Source organism: Rhabdochromatium marinum (genome assembly GCF_016583795.1).
In the GTDB taxonomy this organism is placed as follows: domain Bacteria; phylum Pseudomonadota; class Gammaproteobacteria; order Chromatiales; family Chromatiaceae; genus Rhabdochromatium; species Rhabdochromatium marinum.
The window spans coordinates 56,581-80,756 of the sequence record NZ_NRRS01000004.1; the positions used below are offsets into that span (position 1 = coordinate 56,581).

A 24,176-nucleotide genomic window follows, 5' to 3' on the forward strand; every position below is an offset into this window, starting at 1 on the left:
TGATCGGTTGCGATTCCATGCCGCCAAAACGCGGAGATAATCCAGATTTCATTGCCGCATCCGCGCCTGCCCCCCTGCCGCAGCGGTTCAATAATGGGGCCATTTTTCAGCCCGCGCAAAGCCGTGGCCTGTTTGAGGACTATAAGGCCCGTCAGGTGGGTGATCTGCTGAATGTGCAATTGGTTGAAAACACCAATGCCAGCAAATCAGCCAAGACCTCAGTGACTAAAGATTCCACGGTTGGGGTTGATTTTTCTCAGCTGGATGTCATGGGACATCAGGTGGAGCCCTCCAACAATCTGTTGGGCGTCGGGGCCGTTTCCGGCCAGGAATTTGAAGGCGAGGGCGACTCGGAGCAAAGCAACAGCCTGAGTGGTCAAATTACCGTGACGGTGGCCGAGGTGCTGCCCAATGGTAACCTGGTGGTGCAGGGTGAAAAATGGCTTGGCCTGAACCAAGGCAAGGAATATGTCCGTCTGCGCGGGATTGTGCGACCCATTGATATCTCAGCCAACAACACCGTGCTCTCGACTCAGGTGGGTGATGTGCAGATTTACTATGGCGGCACCGGTGCTGTAGCAGACAGTAACATCATGGGCTGGGCTATGCGCTTCTTTGTCAGTGCGCTCATGCCCTTCTGATGACCTTCTGACAGTTCAACGGGATCGATCATGAAGCATTGCCGCACCCCCACTCGCATCACGACTCTCGCCGCCTGGCTGGTGGCCGTTATTGGCCTCCTGGTCAGCCTGCCACTCTATTCCGGTAATATCTTCTCCAAGGCCGCTCCAGGGCAGGAGCGCATCAAAGACATCGCTGCCTTTGCCGGTGTGCGCGACAATCAGCTGGTCGGCTATGGTCTGGTGGTTGGTCTTGACGGTTCGGGTGACCGTACCACTCAAACACCTTTTACGGTGCAAAGCCTGAAAAACATGCTTGGACAGCTTGGGGTGACCCTGCCGCAGGGGGTTAACCCACAGCTGAAGAATGTAGCGGCAGTGATGGTCACAGCGGATCTGATTCCCTTTGCCAAAGCCGGTCAGCGTTTTGATGTAACTATCTCCTCACTGGGTAATGCTCAGGATTTGCGTGGTGGCACCCTGGTGATGACGCCCCTGCGCGGTGCCGATGGACAAGTGTATGCTGTAGCCCAGGGTAATCTGGTGGTTGGCGGTTTTGGTGTCGGCGGCGATGATGGCAGCAGCGTGACCCAGGGTGTGCCAACGGTTGGGCGCATTCCGCGCGGGGCGACGGTCGAACGCGAGGTGCCAAGTGCCTTTGCACAGGGCGGTTCTCTGGTGCTGAATTTGCATCGCCCGGATTTTTCCACCGCCAATCGTATGATGAATGTGATCAACGATACCTTTGGTGGTCAGGTCGCGCGAGCCATTGACGGGGCTTCAGTCAGGGTGCGCGCACCCACCAGCCCGAGTGATCGAGTCGCCTTTGTCTCGGTGCTGGAGAATCTCCCCGTAGAGCCGGGTACGCCACCGGCCAGGGTGGTGATTAACGCCCGTACCGGCACCGTTGTGATTGGCGCCAACGTGCGGGTGTTGCCGGCCGCCGTCTCGCACGGCAATCTCACGGTCACGATTACTGAGGATCCGCAGGTCAACCAGCCCGGAGCTTTTGCCGGGGGACAGACCGTGGTGACACCGCAGACCAATATCGGCGTCACTCAGGAGGACAATCCCATGTTCCTGTTCAATCCCGGCACCTCGCTGAATGAAATCGTTCGTGCTGTGAACCAAGTCGGTGCACCGCCCAGCGATCTGATCTCCATCCTCCAGGCGCTGCGCGAGGTCGGCGCGCTGCGTGCCGAACTGGTTGTGATCTAATTCAGGAACCCGTCATGCGCGAATTAAATTCAGGCGTCTCGGCACTGGCGGCACAACGGGCCTCCAGCGCGATGGCGGCCGATCCCGCTGGTCTGCAAGATTTGCGTCGTCAGGCCCAGGCGGGTGACAGCAAGGGACAGGAGGCCACCGCGCGTGCTTTTGAGGCACTGCTGGTCGGGCAAATGCTCAAGCAAATGCGTGCCACCTCTTTTGGCGACGGGCTGCTCGACTCCTCCCAAAGCAAACTCTATCGAGACCTCCACGATCAGGAAATTGCCCGCGCGGTCAGCGAGGGGCCAGGGCTGGGTTTTCGCCAGCTTATCATGCAACAACTTGGGCGCCGCAGTGCCAACCCGGCGCAGGCCGCCGATCCATCCGAGTTGCTGATGCCGCAGCGTAATCCCCATCTGCACCCGATGCGTCTGCTCCAGCCAGCGGAGAATGATGCAGCAGGCGCTGTTGCAGCCCCACCCTTTAACACTGATCACTGGCCTCCGGCCTCGCCGGAAGACTTTCTGCGCCAGCTCCGGCCCCAGGCCAAAGCAGCGGCCGCCAAGCTCGGGTTCGATCCCAATGTGTTGCTCGCGCAAAGCGCGCTGGAGACCGGCTGGGGACGCCGCATGCCGCGTCACGCCGATGGGCGCAGCAGTTTCAATCTGTTTGGCATCAAAGCTCACGGTGGTTGGAGTGGTGAGCAGGTTAAGGTTGGAACCCTCGAATTCCGCAATGGTGTGGCACAGCGCGAGCAGGCACGCTTCCGTGCCTACCCGAGTCCGGCTGAATCTTTTGTGGACTATGTTGACTTCCTGCATCGCAACCCGCGTTACCGAGACGCCCTGGCCAGCCCCAACAGCCGCGAGTTCGTACGCGGCTTGCAGCGTGCCGGCTATGCAACCGACCCGAACTATGCCAACAAAATCCTCGCCATCCATGACCGACTGAACGCCATGATGGCTCGAGGCTCAATTCCAAATGCAGCTCAAGAAATGGCGTCTGCAACCGTTACATCCAAAAGTAGCTAATGCATAAGCGAGTACAAATATGAGCATCATAAATACAGGCGTTTCTGGCCTGCTGGCATTTCAGCGTGCGCTCGCAACCACCTCGCATAATATCGTCAACGCCGACAAAGACGGTTATAGTCGTCAACGAGTCGAGATAGGAACGAATACACCTCAGTTTTTAAGTGGGAATTTTCTTGGGCAAGGTGCACATGTTTCTGATATTCGCCGCATTCAGGATGAATTTGTAGACGCTCAGCTTCGAGAGTACACATCAATCGCCAGCAATGATGAGGTGCGTGCGCAATATGCTGAGCGTATCGATCGTCTGCTTGGTGATGCTAATACTGGTTTGGCGCCTGCGCTTGGAGCCTTCTTTAATGCCGCAAATGACGTTGCCAGCGACCCGAGCTCAATAGTTCCGCGTCAGGTTTTTCTCTCCGAGTCTGAATCCATGGTTGGCCGCTTCAATGAGCTGAACCAACGCATCAACGATCAGCGTGAGCTCGTCAACGATCAAATCAAAGTCACCGTAGACGAAATTAATTCACTGAGTGAGAGTTTGGCTGATGTCAATCAGCGGATTGTCGCGGCTTATGGCTTAAGTGACGGCGGTGTCGGTGGCGAGCCCAACGACTTACTTGATGAACGTGGAGACCTACTCAAGCAACTCGCGGAAAAGGTAGATATAAACATTGTCGAGCAGAATGATCGTTCGGTCAGCGTTTTTGTTGGAAATGGGCAGCCATTGGTGATGGGGGCTTCCTCTAACACGCTAGTCGCGGAGTCATTCGGAGGTGACCCTCGAAACTGGGACATTGGCTTCTCCAACGGGGTAAGCAATAACCCAGTCGATATTACGCACCTCATAAGCGGCGGCGAGCTTGGCGGCCTCCTAACCAGCCGCAGCGAGATTTTGGACAAAGCCCAAAATGGTATTGGTCAATTAGCTTTGGCCATGAGTGGCATGGTGAACTATCAGAACCGCTTGGGCCTAGATTTAGACGGCACTCCCGGTGAAGATCTTTTTACATTTCCACAGACCATGTTTGTTGGTGCTGACAAATCAAATACATCAACGGTTGATCCAGCTGTAGAGTATTTGCCAGATGTGTTTAGCTTAACAGCCAGTGATTACAGGTTGAGTCACAATGGTACAGATTTTAGTTTAACTCGACTTCAGGACAATAAGGTCTTCAAGCAGAGTGACCCTGATGCGTTTGATTCTACAGCAAATGCATTCGTAGTTGATGGTATTAAAGTCGATGTCACTGGAATGGCGCCTGCTTCAGGCGACAACTGGCTCATACAGCCAACACGATTTGCCGCCGGTAATTTGGATACCCTGATAACTGACCCCTCGAAAGTGGCTGTCGCTTCTGGTGCGCTGGCCGGGCCGAATAATGAAGGCGATGCTCTGATGCTGTCAGTTTCGGCGATTAATGACGCTGATACCAATTATCAGGTGCCTGCGGGGGTTGTCTACGACAAGGCAAGTGGAGATTTTATTGCGGTCAGCCCAACCTACGATAATGTTACTGGTGACGCTACAATCGAGTCATTCAAAGTTACTGATCCTAGTTTGATCGTTTCTGGCATGAATGTTCCCGTGACGTATAACGCAGCTGACAATACACTGAACGGTGTACCGCTTGATGCTAGTGGTACTACAACCATTACTGGCAATGGGTGGGAGATGGTTGTTAGCGGTACCCCAAATAATGGGGATAATTTTGCAGTGACATCTGCTGTAGCGGGAACCTATGTTGATCCCGACGATCCCGGCCTTGAACATGGAACAACCGATGTTACTCATAACGGTTGGGAGCTGAAACTCTACAACGAACCCGCAGATGACGACTTCTTCAGCGTCGATATGAGCAAGGATCGACCTGGTGATAATCGCAACATGCTGGCGATGGCTGACTTGTCTGAAGGTCGCTTTGTCGAAAATTCTGCAACTTTTGCTGACAGCTATAACCAAACCCTTGGTGAAATTGGTACTCGAACGCGCCAGGCGCAGGTTGCACGTGACTCAAGTGTGACGTTGCGTAATAACGTTCAAACACAACGAGACTCCATTTCGGGTGTTAATCTAGACGAAGAGGCCGCTAGTTTACTTAAATACCAACAGGCATATCAGGCAGCGGCCCAGGCGATTTCTGTCGGTAACTCGACTTTCGATTCTCTGTTCGCCCTCTTCAGATAGCCTAAGTGCGGCGGCTTTAGGTTAACCATAAGAATAGGGATGAGAGGAAGTTAAAATGCGTATTTCGACTCAAGAGATGTTCCGTTCCGGTGTCGATGCCATGCAACGAGCCCAGTCGGAGCAGAATCGCGCTGGTTTGCAGCTTTCGACCGGCAAGCGCATCCTGACACCATCAGACGATCCAGCAGCTACAACCCAAGCTGCTCAGCATCGCGACATTATACGCTCCATCAACCAATACCAGCGTAATATGGATCTGGCCCAGCCACGGTTGCAGCAGGAAGAATCGGCCCTTGCTGGCATAACTGATCAACTTCAGCGTGTGCGTGAACTGCTGATTTACGGCGCCAATGATACCCAGAGCACCGAAACTCGCGAGTTCATGGCTAAAGAGATTCGTGAGATGCGCGACTCCCTGTTTGATATTGCGAACACCAAGGATCCGAACAATGAGTATCTGTTTGGCGGCACCAAGTCACTCGACACGCCTTTTCAGATTGACAGCAATGGCGTGGTAAATTACGTCGGTGCCGTCGGCGAGGGCTCAGTGCGAGAAGTGGCCATTACACCGATTAGCACAATCGCTATTGGAAACAGTGGCGCTGATGTTTTTATGGATATTCCCGAAAATGACGGGCGAGTATCGGCTGATGTCACGCGAGCAGGGGCGCCGCCGCGTGGCTCTCTGGTGATAGAGAAGACCGAAGTAAGTGACTTGGGTGTTTTGCTGCTTGGCACCAATGCAACGGATGAGTTCGAGATCAGTTTCGACAACTCCTCCGGAACATTGCAATATAGAGTGGATAACATCACTCAGGGAACGAATGAGACGCCTTTGACTGACTATTCTGCTGGCAGCCCAGTTGAATTTGCCGGTCGCAGCGTGCTGCTGAGTGGTACGCCAAATATCGGCGATACCGTCACCTCTCGTCCGGCCCAGAATGTTTCGCTGTTCCAAACGCTCGATGCGATTGCCACCGCTTTCGAGACCCCGGTTGGCGGCTCAAGCAGCCGGGCTGATCTGACCAATGCTGTTAATCGCGGTATTGCAGATATTGATGCCAGCATGGATCATTTCAGCACGGTGCGCGCAACGATCGGCACCCGCTTGCAGTCGATTGAGAAACAGACCAACCTAAACGAAAACCATAAGCTGGATTTGCGCGAAACCCTCTCGGAGCTTGAGGATCTCGATTACGCTGAGGCCATTAGCCGCTACACACTTCGCGAGGTGGCACTGCAAGCGGCACAGCAGACCTATGTGCAGACCAACAGGTTGTCGCTGTTTAATTTCCTCTGATGCTGTGCTGTAGTCTCACAGTCACAGTTTCAGCCTCATTCCCAGATTACATGCGCATCGCGTGCCAGGGCGGTTTCAAGCAAACCAATCAGTGGTAGAGCGCGGTGCGCCAGGGTAATGCTGGGTTGTTCTCTGTCCCGACTGACGTCCTTGGGGTTCAGGGGGCGCTCAGGATTGGCTGCCACAGCGGCTTTCAGGTTATCGAGCGCTTCAGGGATGTCCTCGGGCATCAGGGCACCAGGAATCTTGCCACTGTTCCCCATCAGGCGCAGCAAGGTGATGGCCACATCGCCGAACATCAGAATATTGGCATGCGCGGGGCTTTGAAATTTAACCAGCATGATGATGGTGACGACTGTTCAGCGGCGGCGGTCAACTGGGGCGGGCAAGTCGGCGACGGTGCGCTCGATCCAATCCGCAGCAGCGCGGTTAATCTCAGCGGCGCTGCGCCCCTGGCTTGAGATCGGTTCTCCAATCACCAGCTGAATGCAGCCGGGTTTCTTTTTAAACGCGCGACGTCCCCAAAACGCTCCAGAGTTATGTGCAATAGGCAGCACCGCAGCACCAGTGCGCTCCGCGAGTTTGGCGCCGCTGATGTTGTAGTGGCCGCGCTGCCCCGGGGCCACGCGGGTGCCCTCGGGAAAGAGCACCACCCAGCGTCCGGCCTTCAGGCTGGCTTCACCCTGAGTCAGCACCTGTTTGAGCGCCTGACGTGGCGAGCTGCGGTCGATGGCGATGGGATGATAGCGGCGCAAGGCCCAGCCAAAGAAGGGGATGGCCAGCAGTTCGCGCTTCAGCACCCAGGCTTGCAGGCAGGGGAAGATGGTGCGCAGCGCAATGGTTTCCCAGGCCGACTGATGCTTGCACAGAATCACCACTGGCTGCGTCGGCAGATGCTCGCGGCCGGTCACGGTGAAATCAAGTCCACAGACCACGCGCAGTAATCCAAGCGACGTGCGCGACCAGGCATTCCCCAATCGACCCAATGTACATTCTGACACCAGTGGGGCAGCGACCAGGATACTGAGGCTGTAGAGGATGGTCAGGCTGCTGAACAGCAGCATGAACAGGGCAGAACGAAGATACAACATGGTTTTAGCGCTCGCTTAACAGAGCATCAACGGCTGTGAAAAGATCCGGGAACTGCTCAATGTTGTGCAGCTCAACACTATGGGTATCCAGTGTGCGCTCGCCTTTGCCGGTTTTGACCAGGATTGGACGCGCGCCTACGGCCAGTGCCGCCTGCACGTCGCGCAGCGCATCACCAATGACCGGCACATCCACCAGCGACACCCCAAAACGCCGCGCCAGGGACTCCAGCAGACCGGTGCGCGGCTTGCGGCAGGTGCAGCCCTTGTTGGGGCGATGCGGGCAATAGGCGATGGCTTCAATACGCGCGCCAGCGGTGGCCAGTTCCTGACTCATCTTTTGATGGATAAGCGCCAGCTGGTCATGATCGAACAGGCCGCGACCGATGCCAGACTGATTGGTGGCGACTGTCACCGTCCAGCCGGCGTTATTGAGTCGCGCGATGGCCTGCGGACTGCCGGAAATGGGCGCCCATTCATCGGGTGACTTAATGTAGGCATCCGAGTCACGATTGATCACCCCATCGCGGTCGAGGATAACAAGCCTGACGCTCATGGGGCCTCGGGGTCTGGATCATCCTCAAACGCTGAGACGCGGATGCGGCCATTGACCATGCGCGCTTTGCGTGAGTCAAGCTTGGCCATTTTTTGCCAGAAAGCGGTTTTCAGATCCACATCGGCAGCAATGGCGGTGCCGAGCAGCAAAATCGTCAGATCGGCTATTTCCTCGGCCAACAGCGCATAGGGCCGGCCCTTGGTGACGCTGGCGGAGATTTCCCCGAGTTCCTCGGCCATCAGCGCAATACGGTAGACCAGATCCTCGCCGCCGGTTTCGCGCAAGTGGTGTTTGTCATGAAAGGCCTGGACCGCCGCCAGCATGGCGTCGTAGGAGTCCGGATTTACTGTCTTCTCAGCCATGGCTTAGTGCTGCAAGGTTGCGATATTGGCAATGCGCAGGAACAGCTGCTGGAGGTGTTCGAGCAGGGCGAGACGATTGTCGCGCACCTGCGCATCCTCGGCCATCACCATGATGGCATCGAAGAAGGCATCGACCGGTGCGCGCAAACTGGCCAGAGCCACCAAGGCGCCCCGGTAGTCGCCGCTGGCCAGCCGCGGCTGGAGTTCGGCCTCGACGGTGGCTATGGACTCGGCCAGCTGTTGTTCCTCGGCAGCTTGCAGTGCATCCCGGTTCAGCTGACGGGCACTGGCCGGCGCTTTTTTGAGAATATTGGCGATGCGCTTGTTGGCAGCAGCCAACGCAGCGGACTCGGGCAGATGGCTGAAGGCTTCAACCGCGCGCACCCGCCGGTCAATGTCAGCCGGCGCACTGAGCCCGAGACTGAGCACCGCCGCGACCCGATCACTGGCAATGCCCTGATCCTGATAGTAGGCGCTGAGCCGCTCCAGGCAATAGCCCAGCACCTCATCGACCACTGCCGGCGCTTGAATGGTTGCCGGAAAGGTTGCCGCGCTCTGTTGCAGCAGGTGTTTCAGATCCAGCTTCAGAGGGATTTCAATCAGCAGGCGCAACACGCCAATGGCGGCGCGGCGTAGACCATAGGGATCCTTCACCCCGGTGGGTCGCTCACCAATGGCAAAGACGCCGACCAGCGAATCGAGCCGATCCGCCAGTGCCAGCGCCTGCCCCAGCGGCGTCGCCGGCAGCTGGTCGCCGGCCTGGCGTGGCAGATACTGTTCCGCCATGGCAGCAGCAATGGCGGCCGACTCACCGCTACGTTCAGCATAGTAGCGCCCGATGACACCCTGCAGGCTGCCAAACTCACCCACCATCAGAGTGACCAGATCACACTTGGCCAACTGGGCGGCGCGCTCGGCTTCGGCGGGGTCGATGTCCAGGGCATCAGCCATGGTGCCCAGCAGGCGAGCAACCCGCCCGGCCCGCTCGGCCAGGGAGCCAAGCTGGTCCTGAAACACCACCTCAGCCAGCTTGGGAATGCGCTGGGCGAGTGGTTCCTTGAGATCCTGTTCCCAGAAAAAACGCGCATCGGCAAAGCGCGGGGTAATCACCCGCTCGTTGCCAGCGCGCACCAGATCCGGCTCGCGGCTGTCGATGTTGGCGATGGTGATAAAGCAAGGCCGTAGCGTGCCGTCGGTGCCTAAGACTGGAAAATATTTCTGATGCTTCTGCATGGTCTCGATCAGCACCTCGGGCGGCACTTCGAGATAGGCTGCATCGAAGTGCCCGAGTAAGGCCACTGGCCATTCGCATAGTGCGGTGACTTCATCCAGCAACGCCTCGCTGGGCTGTACCTGACCCTCGGCACTGGCCGCCAGCGCATGGATTTGCTCCAGAATGCGCGCGCGCCGGGCCGCGAAATCCGGCTCCACCCAGCCCGAGTCGCGCAGCAGACGGTCATAATCGCGCGGATGCTCAATGGCGATGGGAGCCGGCGCATGGAAGCGATGGCCGTGGGTGTGCTGGCCCATGGCAATGCCCAAGACCTCGCCTTGCAACGGCTGATCACCCAGCAGGGCACAGATCCAGTGCACCGGGCGTACAAAGCTCGCCTCGCCGCTGCCCCAGCGCATGCGTTTGGGAATTGGCAACGCCGCCAGTGCCTGCTCGGTGAGTTCCGGCAGCCAGTCGGCCGCCGCGCGTCCTGGAATCACCTGTTCGTGCACTAACCAGGCACCCTTGTCGGTTTCCAGCCGGCCCAGCGCCTCCAGCTCAACCCCGCAGGAACGCGCAAAGCCCAGTGCCGCCGGCGTCGGCTGTCCTTCGGCATCGAAGGCCGCTGTCAGCGCCGGACCCCGGCGGCTGTGATGCTGATCAGGCGTGGCCAGCGCGAGGTCGGCAATGCGCACCGCCAAGCGCCGCGGAGTGGCAAAGCGTTCAGACGCGCCATGGGCAAGTTGCTGCTCATCAATGCGCTTGAGCAGTTCGCGGTGGAACGCCTCGGCCAGACGCGGCAGAGCGACCGGGGGCAGTTCTTCGGTGCCGATTTCAATCAGCAGATCGGCGGTTGTACTCATGCGGCCCTCCGCTCGGGTGGCTGTTGCGCGGCGTCCAGCATCGGAAAGCCCAGTGCCTCGCGTGCCTGATAGTAACCAGCGGCCACCGCACGGGCCAGGGTGCGCACTCTTAAGATAAAACGCTGGCGTTCCGTCACCGAAATCGCCCCGCGCGCATCAAGTAAATTAAACAAATGCGAGGCCTTCAGCACCTGCTCATAGGCTGGCAGTGGTAGGCCCAGCTCAGCGAGGTGGTGGCTCTGGCGCTCGGCGACATCAAACTGCTCGAACAGAGCCGGAACCTCGGCGTGCTCGAAGTTGTAGGCCGACTGCTCGACTTCGTTCTGATGGTAAACATCACCATAGGTCACACGCGCCTCGGGCGTCTGCTTCCACAGCAGATCGAACACATTTTCAACCCCTTGCAGGTACATGGCGATGCGCTCCAAGCCATAGGTAATCTCGCCGCTGACCGGGCGACATTCCAGGCCCCCCACCTGCTGGAAATAGGTGAACTGGGTCACTTCCATGCCATTGAGCCACACCTCCCAGCCCAGCCCCCAGGCCCCGAGGGTGGGAGACTCCCAGTTGTCCTCAACAAAGCGAATGTCGTGCACCAGCGGATCAATGCCCAGGGTTTGCAGCGAGTCGAGATACAGCTGCTGGATGTTCGCCGGCGAAGGCTTCAGCAGCACCTGATACTGATAATAATGCTGCAAACGGTTGGGATTCTCGCCATAGCGTCCATCGGTCGGGCGGCGACTCGGCTGCACATAGGCCGCGCGCCAGGGCTCAGGGCCGATGGCGCGCAGAAAAGTGGCCGGATGGAAGGTCCCCGCCCCCACTTCCATGTCATGCGGCTGCACAATCAGACAGCCACGTTCGGCCCAGAATTGCTGAAGCCTGAGAATCAGATCCTGAAAATCCAGGAACTGAGGAACCACCACAGGTGCACTTGGCACGGCAACCTCCCACGAACAAGGAAATCTGCGCAGTATAATGCCTTCGTATGGCTCGTGCGCGATGTTGCAACCAGCCTTGGTTGTTGCGGGTGGCATCTACCTGATGCGCCTTTGGTCTGTGGCGATAGCACTGAGCCCTCCTTTGCGGCGATGATGCCGCTATTGTGACCTTGAACGAGTCGAAAGCCCATGGGTAGCCTGTCGCAAAATAACCAATCCGCATCGGCCTGGTCTGCGCCTGAGTCCGGTCTCGGTCGCGTTCAGGCCATCGCCCGCACCAGCCTAGTCTCGGCGCTGTGCAATACCGCGCTGGCGATCATCAAAATTCTCGCCGGTTGGTTGGGCAATTCCCATGCACTGATTGCTGATGGTGTGCATTCGGTGTCGGATCTAGCCTCTGATTTGCTGGTGTATATCGCCGGGCGCCATGCTGGCGAGGCGCCGGATGACAGGCATCCTTATGGACATCAGCGCTTTGAAACAGTTGCAACACTGGTTTTGGGGTTGTTCCTTGCAGCGGTGGCGCTGGGGATTGCCTGGGATGGGGTCGAGCGGCTGTTTGCGCCTGAGCAACTCTTGCAGCCGGGGTGGCTGGCGCTGACCGCAGCGCTGGGCTCCATTCTGGTCAATGAAGGACTGTTTTGGTACACCCTCGGCTATGCCCGGCGGGTGCGCTCGGATCTGCTGCGAGCCAATGCCTGGCATCATCGCTCCGATGCTATCTCCTCTATCGTGGTGCTGATCGGCGTGGCCGGTACCCTGGCGGGCCTGAGCTATCTGGACGCTGTCGCCTCGGTACTGGTGGCGGTAATGATCGCCAAAATCGCCTGGGATCTGGGGCAGGGTGCAGTGGGCGAGCTGGTTGATGCCGGGCTGGAGCCGGCGCGGATCGAGGACATCCGTCGCACCATCACCAGCCTGGCCGATGTACGGGATCTGCACATGCTACGCACCCGCACCTACGGTGGCCAGGCCAGCGCTGATGTGCACGTACTGGTCGATCCCTATATCAGCGTCTCCGAAGGGCACATGATCAGCGTACTGGTCGAACGGCGCCTGAAAGCGGGCTTTGATGAAATCAGTGAAGTCATTGTGCATATTGACCCGGAAGACGACGAAGAGCGCCCGGTGGGCGCCAACCTGCCGTTGCGCGCCGATGCGCTGCGCACCCTTCAGCAGCTTTGTGCCGAGATTCCGGAATTTGCTGCGCGGCGGCGCGTGCTGCTGCATTATCTGCACGGCGCCCTGGAAGTGGAGATTTTGCTGCCCGTAGAGTTGACTAGGCGCGCGGGCACGGATGCCGAGAAGCTCGCCAGCCATATTCGCCATGCGGTGACGCGGGATCCGGTGTTTCGCCAGGTGCGAGTGTATTTTGGCTGACGGGCTCTGGGCTGAGTTGGACCGCCGTGGTGCATTCGCTTGCACTTTAGTGGTGCGCAGCCTGGCTGGGGTGCATACTATTGGTGCGGGGTTGACGCCCGACAGGGGACTGAGGTGGCGTTGACGACCCATAGCGGCCTTAGCAGACGCGAAGTATGCGCAGACGATGAGCGGATGGCACGATCTCTGCTTTCGCTCCAGCCAGCGGTTAGCGGCGGTGGGCGCCTGGCGTCTGGTCGCGACACTGTTATTGCAACAACTCAGATCCCCATCATCCACTGAACCTGCACTCGCAGAACCGAATTTGGAGAATAGTAGATGTCCGCAAAGGTGTTGAAACTGATTAAAGACGAGGACGTAAAGTTCGTCGACCTGCGCTTTACCGACACTCGCGGTAAGGAGCAGCACGTCTCGCTGCCGGCCACCAAGGTTGATGAGGGCCTGTTTCAGGACGGCAAGATGTTCGACGGCTCTTCCATCGCTGGCTGGAAAGGCATTGAAGCCTCCGACATGGTGCTGATGCCCGAGGCCGACACCGCCGTGCTTGACCCCTTCACTGACGAAAAGACCCTGAACATCCGCTGCGACATCCTCGAGCCAGCCACTATGCAGGGCTACGAGCGCGATCCGCGTTCGGTGGCCAAGCGCGCCGAGGCCTACCTGAAGTCCACCGGCATTGCCGATACGGCATTCTTTGGCCCCGAGCCTGAATTCTTCGTGCTCGATGACGTGCGCTGGGGCGCCAACATCGGCGGCGCCTTCTATAAGGTTGACTCCGAAGAAGCCCAGTGGAACTCCGAGCGCGTGTTTGAAGATGGCAACATGGGTCATCGCCCCGGCGTCAAGGGCGGCTATTTCCCAGTGCCACCGGTTGATTCATTGCACGATCTGCGCGGCGCCATGTGTCTGGCCATGGAAGAAATGGGCCTGACCGTTGAGGTGCACCATCACGAAGTAGCCACCGCTGGTCAGTGCGAAATCGGCACCGAGTTCGCCACTTTAGTGCAGCGCGCGGACATGAACCAAATCCTCAAATACTGCGTGCAGAATGTGGCCCATGCCTATGGCAAGACCGCCACCTTTATGCCCAAACCTCTGGTGGGTGACAACGGCAACGGCATGCATGTGCACCAATCGCTCGGCAAGGACGGCAAGAACATCTTCACCGGCGACAAATACGCCGGCCTGTCGGAAAACGCGCTCTACTACATCGGCGGTATCATCAAGCACGCCCGCGCGCTGAACGCCTTCACCAACGCCTCCACCAACTCCTACAAGCGCTTGGTGCCAGGCTTCGAGGCGCCGGTCATGCTGGCTTATTCGGCCCGCAACCGCTCAGCTTCAGTGCGTATTCCTCATGACGCCAACCCCAAGGCGGCACGCATTGAGGTGCGTTTCCCGGACAGCACCGGCAACCCCTATCTGTCCTTCGCCGCCATGATGCTGGCCGGTCTCGACGGCATCCAGAACAAGATCCACCCCGGCGAGCCCATGGACAAGGATCTCTACGACCTGCCGCCGGAAGAGGAAAAAGCCATTCCGCAGGTGTGCTACGCCCTGGATCAGGCGCTTGAGGCCCTGGATCAGGATCGCGACTTCCTCACCGTGGGTGGCGTCTTCACCGATGACGTGATCGACGGCTATATCGCGCTCAAGATGCAGGAAGTAACCCTGCTGCGTATGACCACGCATCCGGTGGAGTTCGACCTTTACTACAGTCTGTAAAGCAGCGCCCGCACGGGGAGCTGCTTCCCGCAAGCCCGCACGCCCCGATGGCGGCGGGCTTTTTTTTGGATGCCGTGCACCCCTACTGAGGGACTCTCCTTCCCAGCATGAAGAAGCTAGCCCCAACTGACCCGCGCGTGACTGAGCGGGTGCTCGACAACATGAACGCCTCTGTGTTGCTGTTTGATCGCAACCTGTGCCTGTGCTACATCAACCCCGCCGGCGAAACCCTGCTCTCCGTCAGTGCCAATGCCGTACTAGGGGTTCCGGCCGGTGATCTGGTGCCTTGCCCGTCGGAATCGGTCGAGCAGCGCCTGCGCCATACGCTCAAGACCCGCCATCCCTACACCGAGCGGGAAGTGGAGCTGACGCGCCCTGATGGGCAGATGATTCGGGTCAACTGTACCGTGCTGCCCATGCACCATGACACGCGCGGTGGGGAATTGCTGATGGAACTCCATCAGGTTGATCGCCAGATTCGCATCACCCGCGAGGAACACCTGCTCGCCCAGCACCAGGCCAGTCAGGCGCTGTTGCGCGGGCTGGCCCATGAAATCAAAAACCCACTCGGCGGACTGCGTGGTGCGGCGCAACTTCTGGAGCGCGAACTGCCCAATCCCGAGCTGCGCGAGTACACCCGCATCATCATCGACGAGGCCGACCGGCTGCAAAAGCTGCTCAACCGCATGCTCGGCCCCAACCAGTTGCCACAGCTCAGCCGGGTGAACATTCACCATATTCTCGAGCATGTGCGCGGCCTGATCCGCGCCGAATTTCCCCAAGGCCCGCGCCTGGTGCGCGATTATGACCCCAGCATCCCCGACTTTGAGGCCGATTCTGAACGTCTGATCCAGGCGCTGCTGAATATCGCCCGCAATGGAGCCGCTGCCGCCGGCGAGTCAGGGCAGCTCAGTCTGCGTACCCGGGTACTGCGCCAGTTCACCATTAGCAATCTGCGCTATCGCCTAGTGCTGAGCATCGAGATCGAGGACAACGGCCCCGGCATCCCCGACAGCTTGCAGGATCGCATCTTTTTTCCCATGGTCTCCGGGCGTGCTGGCGGCACCGGACTTGGCCTGCCAATTGCACAGGAGTTGATCAATCAGCACGGCGGCCTGATCGAATGTGAAAGCCGGCCGCAGAAAACTCAGTTTTTTGTGTATTTACCACTAAAAGATGCTTCTGAAGTTAGCCCATGAACAGGCCGCCTCGAATTTGGGTCATTGATGACGACCGTTCCATTCGCTGGGTACTCGAACGTGCGCTGCGCCAGGAGCACATGGATGTGACCAGTTTTTCCAACGGTGTGGGGGTGATGGATAACCTGGAGCGCGAACGCCCCGATGTCATCTTGTCGGATATTCGCATGCCGGGCATCGACGGGCTGGAGCTGCTGCGCCAGATCAACGTCAAGCATCCCGGCTTGCCAGTCATCATCATGACCGCGCACTCCGACCTCGACAGCGCGGTGTCTTCCTTCGACAGTGGCGCCTTCGAGTACCTGCCCAAGCCCTTTGATATTGACGATGCCATTGATCAGGTGCGCCGCGCTTGCCGCCATCGCGATGATACCGAGGCCGCCGCCGTCGCCCTTGACCACAGCCCCGAAATCATCGGCGAGGCGGCCTCCATGCAGGAGGTATTTCGTGCCATCGGTCGCCTGGCCAAATCCAACATCACTGTGCTCATCAATGGCGAATCCGGCACGGGCAAGGAACTGGTCGCCCGCGCCCTGCATCGCCACAGCCCGCGCTCAGGCGCGCCCTTTATTGCACTGAACATGGCCGCCATTCCACGCGATCTGATGGAATCGGAGCTGTTTGGCCATGAACGCGGCGCTTTCACCGGCGCCCAGACCCGCCGCGAGGGCCGCTTTGAACAGGCCGACGGCGGCACGCTGTTTCTTGATGAAATCGGCGACATGCCCGCCGAGCTGCAAACCCGACTGCTGCGGGTACTGGCCGATGGTGAGTTCTATCGCGTCGGCGGCCTGGCACCGATCAAGGTCGATGTGCGTATCATCGCCGCTACCCATCAGAACCTGCATGACTTGGTGCGTTGCGGCAGTTTTCGCGAGGACTTATTCCATCGCCTAAATGTCATTCGCATCCATCTGCCTGCCTTGCGCGAGCGCCGCGAGGACATCCCGCTGCTGATGCGTGCCTTCTTGGCCCAGGCGGCACGGGAGCTGAATTGCGAGCCCAAGGTACTGGCCCAGGATGCCACCGAGAGCCTGGAGCATCTTGACTGGCCCGGCAATGTGCGCCAATTGGAAAACACCGCACGCTGGCTGACCGTGATGGCTTCTACCAAGGAAATCCACGTCGAGGATCTCCCCCCGGACCTCGGCATTGCCCAGCCCAACGCCCCGGCGCGTGATGGCCCCTGGGAAAACGCCTTGCGCACCTGGGCCAAGCGCATGCTGCGCAGCGGCCAGGACAACCTGCTCAACGCCGCCCTGCCAGCCTTTGAGCGTGTCATGCTTGATGTAGCACTCGAACATACCGGCGGCCGCCGCCAGGAAGCCGCCCGCCTGCTCGGCTGGGGCCGCAACACCCTCACGCGCAAACTCAAGGAACTGGGTCTGGAAGCTCGCCACAGCGGCAAGGCTTGATAAAGCCCGCTGCCGGCCTGATGTGCAAAGGCTGTCATTCAGCCATTTGCGAGGATTCTTTCGTGGACGCAAGCAGTATCCAGATTGCCGGCACCGAGTTAGCCGGCGCCACCTGGGCCGAGGGGCAGGTGCGCGTGCAACTCGCCCGCGCGCTCATCGTCACCACCATGACCGGCTCAGTGGAGCAAACCCTGTGGTGGCAGGCTGGGGAGTTGGTGATTGGCGGGTTGGAGGAGGAACCATCGGCGGAGGGTCTGGACGACCTTCAGGGCGCGATCTGCGAGCGTGGTGATATTGATGACAATGAATACACCTATCGGAACATGATTCCGATCCCACTGCTCAGTCGCGGAAACATTCGCTTGGAACTGCATCTGCGTGATGGCCGGCAGCCGCTGGTGGTCAGGGGTGAAACCATTGAATTGCAGCTGCGCGATACGCCGAAGTATATCGAGCATTTGCGGCCGGGTTAGGGCCTTGTAATTGTGCCCTTGGCGCCCGGCCGGCGGCGCGGTCGGTTCAGCGATGAGAGCCGACAATCTGGTGGGCGAGATCGACCACTCGGTTGGCCATATCCTGATAGCTCTGACGGTAGTCAGCCAGCAGTCCCTCGCTGGAGGCCCAGTAATCCTTGCCCGAGACACCATTTTCGTGTTCGTGGTTGATGAACTGCTGTTGCATGCCCAGCATTTTTTCGATCAAATCCTGCTTTTCCTGTTTCAAGGCGGCGACGTCGGTCATGGTTGCACTCCTGAATAAAGGGAAGGGTAATTTCGACGCAATACTATAGCACAGCTCTCAAGTAATGGGTCAAGCGTGGACATCCTACTCTACGAACCTGAAATCCCGCCCAATACCGGCAATATTATGCGTCTGTGCGCCAATATTGGCGCGCGTCTGCATCTGATTGAGCCGCTGGGATTTACCCTGGAAGAACGGCGGCTGCGCCGTGCCGGGCTGGATTATCGCGACTGGGCGCAGGTGCGCACCCATGAATCGCTGGCGGCCTGTCTGGAGGTGGTGCAGCCAACGCGACTGCTGGCGCTCAGCACCCGGAGCGGGCGTTGCTATGCCGATGTGACCTTTTGCCTCACCGATGCGCTCTTGTTTGGCCCCGAAACCCGTGGCCTGCCAGTCGAGGTGCTGGACTCGCTACCGCCCGACCAGCGTCTGCGCATCCCCATGCAGCCGGACAACCGCAGCCTGAACCTGTCTAACGCCGTTGCGGTGGTGGCCTTTGAAGCCTGGCGCCAAGCCGGGTTTGCAGGCGGGTACTGAGCTGAAAAGCCGGTAGTTGCTGGATGGTTGAAGATTCTCTGGCCCTGTGAAGATGGCGAACTGAAATGGACTGTTGGATGCTACAGGTGCCGCTGAATATGGACGAATCTAATCCATCTCCGGCTTGCCGGCGCGTTCGAGCAGACGGGTGGTGGCGTCCTGTGGTGTGAGGCCCTGATAGAGTACGGCGTGCACTTGCTCACAGATAGGCATTTCGATCTGGTGGGTGGCGGCAAGTTTGTGCACGGCGGTGGCGGTGATGACGCCTTCGACTTCCTGGCCGATGCTGTGCAGGGCGTCGGCCAGAGGGGTGCCGGCGGCCAGGGCGAGGCCGAGGCGGCGGTTGCGCGATTGGTTGTCGGTGCAGGTCAGCACCAGGTCGCCGAGGCCGGCCAGGCCCATGAAGGTCTCGCGCCGCGCGCCCAGGGCGCTGCCCAGGCGGATGAGTTCGGTCAGGCCGCGGGTGATGAGCGCCGAGCGGGTGTTGGCGCCAAAGCCGAGGCCGTCGGCGATGCCGGTGGCGATGGCCAGCACGTTTTTAGCCGCACCGCCGACCTGCACGCCGATCAGGTCATCGTGGCGGTAAGCGCGGAAGCGCTCGCCGTGAAACAGCGCCGCCAGCTGGTGAGCATAGGCGTCCTGGCTGGCGGCGATGGTGACGGCGGTGGGCAGGCCGCGGGCCACCTCACCAGCAAAGCTCGGCCCGGAGAGCACGCCCAGCGCGCGCTCCGGGGCCAGCCCGCGCACCACCTCATGCAGCAGCCGCCCGCGCGCGGGGTCGAAGCCCTTGGTGGCCCAGCTCAGTCCCAGACGGGCCGGCAGTCGGGGCAGCAGGTCGCTGACCACCTGGGCGAAGAACTGGCTCGGCACCGCAACCAGCACCGCTTCGGCCCCGGCCACGGCGGTGCCGAGATCGCTGACTGGTTCGAGAGATGCCGGCAGGGGAAAACCGGGCAGAAAGGCTTGGTTTTCGCGCGCCTGCGCCATGGCCTGGATGAGGGCGGGTTCGTGTCCCCATAGGCGCACCCGATGGCCGTTACGGCACAGTTGCAGGGCCAGGGCGGTGCCCCAGGAGCCGGCACCGATAATCGCAACTACGGCCATATGCGTCTCCAGGTAGGTCTCCAGTTACGCCCCTGGGTGCTTTGCAGGATCGTCTTAATGTGGCTTGGAAGCATCAGCATCGGTGGCTGAGGGGCCGGACTCAGCGGCCTGTTGCTCGGCGATCTTCTGCGCATAGACCTGATCGAAGTGAATATGCTGCAACACCAGGTGCGGGAAGCCGCCCTTGGCCACCAGATCGGTGACGGTCTGACGTGCATAGGGAAAGAGCACGCTCGGGGCATAGACATAAAACAGGGGTGGCAGTTCGTGTTGCTGGAAGCCTTTGATGCTCAGGATGCCGGCCTGGTGGACTTCAACCAGATAGGCAGTCTTGTCGCCGACCTTGACCGTCACAGTCAGGGTAAGCACGATCTCGAAGGTGTCGTCAGCCAGAGGATTGACCTTGATGTCGAATTGCAGCGCCACCTCGGGTTTCCAATCCTCGCGGAAGATTTCCGGGGCGTTGGGCGCCTCGTAGGACAGATCCTTGGTGTAAATGGTGCGCAGCAGGACTTGGTGGGCGTCGCCCTGGGGTTGTTCTTGTTCGGCCATACAGTGTGTGTTCCTATGTGTTCTTCTTGCGCGTCAGGGGCAGGTTGGCATTTTGCCAGGCCATGACGCCGCCGCGCAGATTGTAGACCTCCGCGAACCCTTGCTTGCGCAGGATGCCGCAGGCCATTTGCGATTGGGAACCGGAGCGACAGGAAACCACCAAGGGCTTGTCCCGATACTTGCCGAGGGTTCCGAGTTGGTTGCGAAAGCCATTCATGGGAATGTTAATCGCGTGAATGATGTGTCCCTTGTCGAAATCTGCGCTCGGGCGCACATCAATGACCGTGGCATCACGGCGGTTGATCAGATCAGTGGCGCCGAGCGGGTCGGTGGAGCCCTTGTCGCCCTGGATGAGGTTATAGATCAGCAGGGCTGAGATGATGGCCAGAGCCAGGAATAAAATCCAGTGGTTGCCGATGAATTCAGTTAATTGGGCAAGCATCGCGATTACATGCACAGGTCGGTTCGGTTACAAGGGAAAGGGCGCAGTATAAGGACAGCCGGGCGCTGCGTCACCCTGGGCTGGATGTGGCCTGGACTGGATGTGCGCTGGGCTGGCGGCGGTGCGTCAGTGGCCGTGGTGGCAAAAGACTTCGCGCATCAGGCGGATGAGTTGCAGGGTGCGAGAGTCGCTGACGCGATAGAATACCCGGTTGGCGTCCTTGCGTGAGGCGAGGATGCTTTTGTCGCGCAAAATGGCCAGATGCTGGGAGATGTTGCTCTGCGAGGTGCCGACATGCTCAACAATGTCCTGGACGCTGACTTCCTCATCACCGAGGATGCACAGAATCTTGAGCCGCAGCGGGTGGGACATGGCTTTGAGCGAGCGCGAGGCTTGTTCGATATCGCCATCGTCGGTGAGTAATTCATCATCGGTGAGTAACGCGTCGTCGATCAAGATGGTGTTCTCCATACGGGTCCAGATGACACGAATGACCGTTTTAGCCGCTTGGCTTTTGATTTGATCACGGGATGATAAGCTATTTCCAACATTTGGCAACCAAAATGCCACGACAAGTGACTTCCATCGGGAATGTTGCGCGTGCAACTGGCACCTGTGCGCATGGCTTGGGTGGCGCGCGTGCTGCGATGCGGCGGGCACTGGTGCTGAGTGCCGTGTTGGGCCTTGGTGGATTGGCGGACCCGGAGGCGGTGGCGCGGGCGGAGTCGGAGGTTGCGGCGGAGCTGGATCCATCGCAAAGTCTGTCCTCAATTGAGAAGCAGGTTGAGGTTCTGGAACACAATCTGCGTGAGCGTGAGACGCGCCGTGATGAAATCTATGCCGAATTGGAGCAAAGCGAGCGCGATATTGCGGCGCTGGCGCGCGGGGGACGGCAGCTGAATGCGATGGTGGTCGAGCAACGCGAAGCGCTGGTGCAATTGCGCAGGCAGCTTGAGACGGTGCGCGGTGAACTGGCCGAAGCGCGCGCGGTGCTGGCAGAGCTGTTGCGCTCGGCCTATGCCATGGGGCGTGGAGATCGGCTGCGCATGCTGCTGAACCAGGAGGATGTGACCCGCAGCGGGCGTTTGTTTGGCTACTATCGTGCCCTGGGACAGCGGCGCGCACGCCAGATTGCGCTGGTTGACCAGCAGGCCAAGCGCCTGCTGGGGCTAAGTCAGCGCGCGGTGGCTGAGACGGAGCGCTTGGCAGAGCTGGCGCGTCGGCAGGAGGATACGCGCCAGCGCCTGACGGCGTTGCGTAAGGAACGCGAGCAGATTGTCGCCAATCTGGAGCGCACCATTGCCGCCGGTCGTGACCGGATGGAGACGCTGCGCCAGAATGCCGCGCGGCTACGGGAACTTGCCGGGGAACTTAGTCGGCACAGCGAGATCAGCGATGTGTTGAATCTCGATCAGCAAAGCCTGGCCACCCGACGCGGTGAACTCAGCTGGCCCTTGCGCGAGACCTGGGTGCTCAGCAATTTTCGCCCCCGCGCCACCGGCGATCTGCATGGCGATGGGGTGTTACTGGCCGCCACGCCGGGAGCTGAGGTGCATGCGGTGCATGGCGGGCAGGTGGCCTATGCCGATTGGCTGCGCGGCTTTGGCCTGCTGCTGGTTATTGATCATCACGATGGCTACATGAGCCTGTACGGGCATAATCAAAGCCTGCTGAAGGAACCCGGTGAGTGGGTGAGCACCGGCGAGACCATCGCTCTAGCCGGCGTGAGCGGCGGCGGTGTCCACGATGGATTGTATTTTGCATTGCGCTACCGGGGGGATCCGCTGGACCCACGCCTGTGGTGCCGGAAGTTTATGCGCTAATGGTCCCTTATGTGGTTCAGTTGTGTGGTTCACTGCTGTGGCGCAAGGCCTGACTGGGCGCGCGGCGGTGGCTTGCCAAGCGCTGCCAAATGGTCACAATGCATGCAGGAACGAATTTTTAATCACAGAGAAGTTTAACCCTATGTTTGAATTGACTGAGCTGAACTCCGGTTCCCATCAGCACCGCTGGCGCGCGCTTGCAGCCCCGGCGCCAGCGGCTTTTTTGATCGCCAATGCCCTGCTGCTGACGCTGCTTGCTGCACCGATCAGCGCCGAGTCTCCCACGCCGGTTGAACCGGCTAAGTCGGTTGAGCCGGCGCCTCCCGCCGTTGAGGTCCAGCCGGAAGCGAAGCAACCCGACGCAGAGCCGCCAGATGCAGGCCAGACCGATGCAGCGTCGCCGGATACAGAGCAAACCGACGCAGACCAAACCGACACAGATCAAACCAGCGAACAGCGGGAGTCCGGGCTGCCCCTGACTGAACTGAGGTCATTTGCCGAGGTGTTCGCGCGGATCAAGCACGACTATGTTGAGCAGGTAGACGACAAGGCGCTGCTGGCTGCCGCCATTCGCGGCATGCTGTCAGGGCTGGATCCGCATTCCACCTATTTGGATGCGCAGGAGTACGAGGATCTGCAAGTTGGCACCAAAGGCGAATTTGGCGGCTTAGGGATTGAAGTCGGCATGGAAAACGGTTTCGTGAAGGTCATTGCTCCCATCGACGACACGCCCGCTGCGCGTGCAGGTGTGCAGACGGGGGACCTGATCGTGCGCATTGATGATCAGCCAGTGAAGGGGATGTCGCTGGGCGATGCGGTGAAGCTGATGCGCGGCGAGCCGGGGACTGGCATTGAACTAACCATCATGCGCGATGGCGAGGATAAGCCGTTAAAAATCGCCATTGAACGCGACATTATTCAGGTGGCCAGCGTCAAGGCACGTTGGTTGGAGCCGGGTTATCTGTATGTCCGGATTGCCAATTTCCAGTCGCGCACCACTGAGGATATGCGCTTCAAAATCGAAGAACTGCGCTTGCAGTCGCAGCAGGATGAAGAAGCCGTGGCCACCAAGGATGAGGCCCCCGAGGATCAGGCCACGGAAGATCGGGCTTCAGAAGAGCAAGCCGCAGAGGACAGCGCCGCATCCAATCTGACAGCATCCGAGGCCGCAGCCTCCGCGCCACCCGCCACCCCCATGCCTATCAAGGGGCTGATTCTCGATCTGCGCGACAACCCGGGTGGGGTGCTCAACAGCGCAGTTGGCGTCAGCGATGCCTTCCTGCGTGGCGGCCTGATCGTCTATACCCAGGGACGGGTCAATGATGCGCACATGGAGTTCAAGGCCGGGCCGGATGACATCATTGACGGCGCGCCCATGGTGGTCCTGATCAATGGTGGCAGTGCCTCGGCCTCGGAAATCGTCGCCGGCGCCTTGCAGGATCAGGGCCGTGCCATTGTTATGGGCCGGGATTCCTTCGGCAAGGGCTCGGTGCAGACCATTGTGCCGGTCGATGGCAGCACGGCGCTTAAGCTCACCACGGCGCGCTATTACACCCCCGCCGGTCGCTCGATTCAGGCCCACGGCATTGTGCCCGATATTCGCTTGGAGCGTGCGAGCCTGACCCTGGCCGACAAGCCGACGGTGGCACCGCTGAAGGAGGCTAATCTGGTGCGGCATCTGGAGGAGGAAGCGCCAGATGAGTCCACACCGGCGGATCAGAAGGCCCAGCAGCCGCTGGCGGCACGGGATTATCAGCTCGGTGAGGCGCTGAATGTGCTCAAGGCGCTGAGTCTGGCCGGGGTACGTGCCACTGAGCCCTCCGAGCTGCACCAGCGTCCGACACCGGACGCAGCCACCAGCACCACTGCCATTCATTAGGAGCTGTA

The 24,176-nt window shown here is 59.6% G+C and carries 24 protein-coding genes; 13 read left to right on the forward strand and 11 right to left on the reverse strand.

Going from position 1 to position 24,176, the window contains the following annotated elements:
• Positions 1–17: 17 nt before the first annotated feature.
• From CKO36_RS02385 to flgL, 5 genes are all read left to right on the forward strand, one after another.
• Positions 18–641 carry a flagellar basal body L-ring protein FlgH gene (locus tag CKO36_RS02385; RefSeq protein WP_242469343.1) on the forward strand — a complete coding sequence of 208 codons (624 nt, stop codon included), beginning with the start codon at positions 18–20 and terminating at the stop codon, positions 639–641.
• A 30-nt stretch (positions 642–671) separates the two neighbouring features.
• Entirely contained in the window at positions 672–1,838 is a 1,167-nt protein-coding gene (locus tag CKO36_RS02390; RefSeq protein ID WP_200280020.1) for a flagellar basal body P-ring protein FlgI, read from the forward strand.
• Positions 1,839–1,909: 71 nt separating this feature from the next.
• Positions 1,910–2,860 carry a flagellar assembly peptidoglycan hydrolase FlgJ gene (flgJ, locus tag CKO36_RS02395; RefSeq protein ID WP_420826307.1) on the forward strand — a complete coding sequence of 317 codons (951 nt, stop codon included), beginning with the start codon at positions 1,910–1,912 and terminating at the stop codon, positions 2,858–2,860.
• A gap of 19 nt (positions 2,861–2,879) precedes the next feature.
• Entirely contained in the window at positions 2,880–5,048 is a 2,169-nt protein-coding gene (gene flgK, locus CKO36_RS02400) for a flagellar hook-associated protein FlgK (protein WP_200280027.1), read from the forward strand.
• A gap of 55 nt (positions 5,049–5,103) precedes the next feature.
• A complete protein-coding gene (gene flgL / locus CKO36_RS02405; protein WP_200280029.1) occupies positions 5,104–6,348 on the forward strand; it encodes a flagellar hook-associated protein FlgL in 1,245 nt (414 codons plus the stop codon).
• 35 nt (positions 6,349–6,383) lie between these two features.
• On the opposite strand, the gene CKO36_RS02410 is transcribed toward flgL, so the two are convergent.
• Genes CKO36_RS02410 through glyQ form a run of 6 tightly spaced genes read right to left on the reverse strand, consistent with a single transcriptional unit; the run spans position 6,384 to position 11,371 of the window.
• The gene (locus CKO36_RS02410) at positions 6,384–6,689 is read right to left on the reverse strand and encodes a DUF1840 domain-containing protein (RefSeq protein ID WP_200280031.1); all 306 of its coding nucleotides are present in this window, start codon (positions 6,687–6,689) and stop codon (positions 6,384–6,386) included.
• An 18-nt stretch (positions 6,690–6,707) separates the two neighbouring features.
• Positions 6,708–7,439: a lysophospholipid acyltransferase family protein gene (locus tag CKO36_RS02415; RefSeq protein WP_200280033.1), complete on the reverse strand. Its 732-nt coding sequence runs from the start codon at positions 7,437–7,439 to the stop codon at positions 6,708–6,710.
• Between the two features lie 4 nt (positions 7,440–7,443).
• Positions 7,444–7,992, reverse strand: coding sequence for a D-glycero-beta-D-manno-heptose 1,7-bisphosphate 7-phosphatase (gene gmhB / locus CKO36_RS02420; protein WP_200280035.1), 549 nt, complete (start codon positions 7,990–7,992; stop codon positions 7,444–7,446).
• Positions 7,989–8,354: a pyrophosphohydrolase domain-containing protein gene (locus tag CKO36_RS02425; RefSeq protein ID WP_200280037.1), complete on the reverse strand. Its 366-nt coding sequence runs from the start codon at positions 8,352–8,354 to the stop codon at positions 7,989–7,991. The genes gmhB and CKO36_RS02425 overlap by 4 nt, the downstream gene beginning before the upstream one ends.
• Positions 8,355–8,357: 3 nt before the next feature.
• Positions 8,358–10,430 (reverse strand): glycine--tRNA ligase subunit beta, encoded by a 2,073-nt coding sequence (gene glyS / locus CKO36_RS02430; protein ID WP_200280039.1) that lies wholly within the window; start codon positions 10,428–10,430, stop codon positions 8,358–8,360.
• A complete protein-coding gene (gene glyQ, locus CKO36_RS02435) occupies positions 10,427–11,371 on the reverse strand; it encodes a glycine--tRNA ligase subunit alpha (protein ID WP_200280041.1) in 945 nt (314 codons plus the stop codon). Before glyQ ends, glyS begins: the two co-directional genes overlap by 4 nt.
• Positions 11,372–11,560: 189 nt before the next feature.
• Between glyQ and CKO36_RS02440 the strand changes: the two genes are divergently transcribed.
• The 5 genes from CKO36_RS02440 to CKO36_RS02460 all read left to right on the forward strand — a co-directional run bounded on the left by CKO36_RS02440 (position 11,561) and on the right by CKO36_RS02460 (position 17,563).
• The gene (locus tag CKO36_RS02440) at positions 11,561–12,751 is read left to right on the forward strand and encodes a cation diffusion facilitator family transporter (protein WP_200280044.1); all 1,191 of its coding nucleotides are present in this window, start codon (positions 11,561–11,563) and stop codon (positions 12,749–12,751) included.
• 318 nt (positions 12,752–13,069) lie between these two features.
• On the forward strand, positions 13,070–14,476 hold the full coding sequence (gene glnA / locus CKO36_RS02445) for a glutamate--ammonia ligase (RefSeq protein WP_200280047.1): 1,407 nt from the start codon (positions 13,070–13,072) through the stop codon (positions 14,474–14,476).
• Between the two features lie 107 nt (positions 14,477–14,583).
• The gene (glnL, locus tag CKO36_RS02450; protein ID WP_200280050.1) at positions 14,584–15,675 is read left to right on the forward strand and encodes a nitrogen regulation protein NR(II); all 1,092 of its coding nucleotides are present in this window, start codon (positions 14,584–14,586) and stop codon (positions 15,673–15,675) included.
• Entirely contained in the window at positions 15,672–17,090 is a 1,419-nt protein-coding gene (ntrC, locus tag CKO36_RS02455) for a nitrogen regulation protein NR(I) (RefSeq protein ID WP_200280053.1), read from the forward strand. Before glnL ends, ntrC begins: the two co-directional genes overlap by 4 nt.
• 62 nt (positions 17,091–17,152) lie before the next feature.
• A complete protein-coding gene (locus tag CKO36_RS02460; RefSeq protein WP_200280057.1) occupies positions 17,153–17,563 on the forward strand; it encodes a hypothetical protein in 411 nt (136 codons plus the stop codon).
• Between the two features lie 46 nt (positions 17,564–17,609).
• Here CKO36_RS02460 and CKO36_RS02465 read toward each other — a convergent pair whose 3' ends face one another.
• Positions 17,610–17,831 carry a hypothetical protein gene (locus tag CKO36_RS02465; RefSeq protein ID WP_200280060.1) on the reverse strand — a complete coding sequence of 74 codons (222 nt, stop codon included), beginning with the start codon at positions 17,829–17,831 and terminating at the stop codon, positions 17,610–17,612.
• A gap of 75 nt (positions 17,832–17,906) precedes the next feature.
• Here CKO36_RS02465 and CKO36_RS02470 point away from each other — a divergent pair, with 75 nt between their 5' ends.
• Entirely contained in the window at positions 17,907–18,368 is a 462-nt protein-coding gene (locus tag CKO36_RS02470) for a TrmH family RNA methyltransferase (protein ID WP_200280063.1), read from the forward strand.
• 108 nt (positions 18,369–18,476) lie between these two features.
• On the opposite strand, the gene CKO36_RS02475 is transcribed toward CKO36_RS02470, so the two are convergent.
• The 4 genes from CKO36_RS02475 to CKO36_RS02490 form a co-directional block, all read right to left on the reverse strand.
• A complete protein-coding gene (locus tag CKO36_RS02475) occupies positions 18,477–19,472 on the reverse strand; it encodes an NAD(P)H-dependent glycerol-3-phosphate dehydrogenase (RefSeq protein WP_200280066.1) in 996 nt (331 codons plus the stop codon).
• Between the two features lie 54 nt (positions 19,473–19,526).
• Positions 19,527–20,024, reverse strand: a complete 498-nt coding sequence (gene secB, locus CKO36_RS02480) for a protein-export chaperone SecB (RefSeq protein ID WP_200280069.1) — start codon at positions 20,022–20,024, stop codon at positions 19,527–19,529.
• A 13-nt stretch (positions 20,025–20,037) separates the two neighbouring features.
• Positions 20,038–20,466: a rhodanese-like domain-containing protein gene (locus tag CKO36_RS02485; RefSeq protein ID WP_200280072.1), complete on the reverse strand. Its 429-nt coding sequence runs from the start codon at positions 20,464–20,466 to the stop codon at positions 20,038–20,040.
• A gap of 126 nt (positions 20,467–20,592) precedes the next feature.
• On the reverse strand, positions 20,593–20,919 hold the full coding sequence (locus CKO36_RS02490) for an ArsR/SmtB family transcription factor (RefSeq protein ID WP_338053407.1): 327 nt from the start codon (positions 20,917–20,919) through the stop codon (positions 20,593–20,595).
• Positions 20,920–21,029: 110 nt separating this feature from the next.
• Between CKO36_RS02490 and CKO36_RS02495 the strand changes: the two genes are divergently transcribed.
• Together CKO36_RS02495 and CKO36_RS02500 are read left to right on the forward strand one after the other, a co-directional pair.
• Entirely contained in the window at positions 21,030–22,289 is a 1,260-nt protein-coding gene (locus tag CKO36_RS02495; RefSeq protein ID WP_200280078.1) for a murein hydrolase activator EnvC family protein, read from the forward strand.
• Between the two features lie 142 nt (positions 22,290–22,431).
• Entirely contained in the window at positions 22,432–24,168 is a 1,737-nt protein-coding gene (locus CKO36_RS02500) for a S41 family peptidase (RefSeq protein WP_200280081.1), read from the forward strand.
• The last annotated feature ends 8 nt before the right edge of the window (positions 24,169–24,176 follow it).

Bases quoted from the DNA above. Each gene is read 5' to 3' on its own strand.
- CKO36_RS02485 (WP_200280072.1), bottom strand. From the start codon at position 20,466: ATGCTTGCCCAATTAACTGAATTCATCGGCAACCACTGGATTTTATTC.
- CKO36_RS02415 (WP_200280033.1), bottom strand. From the start codon at position 7,439: ATGTTGTATCTTCGTTCTGCCCTGTTCATGCTGCTGTTCAGCAGCCTG.
- glnL (WP_200280050.1), top strand. From the start codon at position 14,584: ATGAAGAAGCTAGCCCCAACTGACCCGCGCGTGACTGAGCGGGTGCTC.
- flgJ (WP_420826307.1), top strand. From the start codon at position 1,910: ATGGCGGCCGATCCCGCTGGTCTGCAAGATTTGCGTCGTCAGGCCCAG.
- flgK (WP_200280027.1), top strand. From the start codon at position 2,880: ATGAGCATCATAAATACAGGCGTTTCTGGCCTGCTGGCATTTCAGCGT.
- CKO36_RS02495 (WP_200280078.1), top strand. From the start codon at position 21,030: ATGCCACGACAAGTGACTTCCATCGGGAATGTTGCGCGTGCAACTGGC.
- glyS (WP_200280039.1), bottom strand. From the start codon at position 10,430: ATGAGTACAACCGCCGATCTGCTGATTGAAATCGGCACCGAAGAACTG.
- CKO36_RS02390 (WP_200280020.1), top strand. From the start codon at position 672: ATGAAGCATTGCCGCACCCCCACTCGCATCACGACTCTCGCCGCCTGG.
- flgL (WP_200280029.1), top strand. From the start codon at position 5,104: ATGCGTATTTCGACTCAAGAGATGTTCCGTTCCGGTGTCGATGCCATG.
- gmhB (WP_200280035.1), bottom strand. From the start codon at position 7,992: ATGAGCGTCAGGCTTGTTATCCTCGACCGCGATGGGGTGATCAATCGT.
- CKO36_RS02440 (WP_200280044.1), top strand. From the start codon at position 11,561: ATGGGTAGCCTGTCGCAAAATAACCAATCCGCATCGGCCTGGTCTGCG.
- CKO36_RS02465 (WP_200280060.1), bottom strand. From the start codon at position 17,831: ATGACCGACGTCGCCGCCTTGAAACAGGAAAAGCAGGATTTGATCGAA.
- CKO36_RS02425 (WP_200280037.1), bottom strand. From the start codon at position 8,354: ATGGCTGAGAAGACAGTAAATCCGGACTCCTACGACGCCATGCTGGCG.
- ntrC (WP_200280053.1), top strand. From the start codon at position 15,672: ATGAACAGGCCGCCTCGAATTTGGGTCATTGATGACGACCGTTCCATT.
- CKO36_RS02410 (WP_200280031.1), bottom strand. From the start codon at position 6,689: ATGCTGGTTAAATTTCAAAGCCCCGCGCATGCCAATATTCTGATGTTC.
- CKO36_RS02385 (WP_242469343.1), top strand. From the start codon at position 18: ATGCCGCCAAAACGCGGAGATAATCCAGATTTCATTGCCGCATCCGCG.
- CKO36_RS02500 (WP_200280081.1), top strand. From the start codon at position 22,432: ATGTTTGAATTGACTGAGCTGAACTCCGGTTCCCATCAGCACCGCTGG.
- CKO36_RS02475 (WP_200280066.1), bottom strand. From the start codon at position 19,472: ATGGCCGTAGTTGCGATTATCGGTGCCGGCTCCTGGGGCACCGCCCTG.
- secB (WP_200280069.1), bottom strand. From the start codon at position 20,024: ATGGCCGAACAAGAACAACCCCAGGGCGACGCCCACCAAGTCCTGCTG.
- glnA (WP_200280047.1), top strand. From the start codon at position 13,070: ATGTCCGCAAAGGTGTTGAAACTGATTAAAGACGAGGACGTAAAGTTC.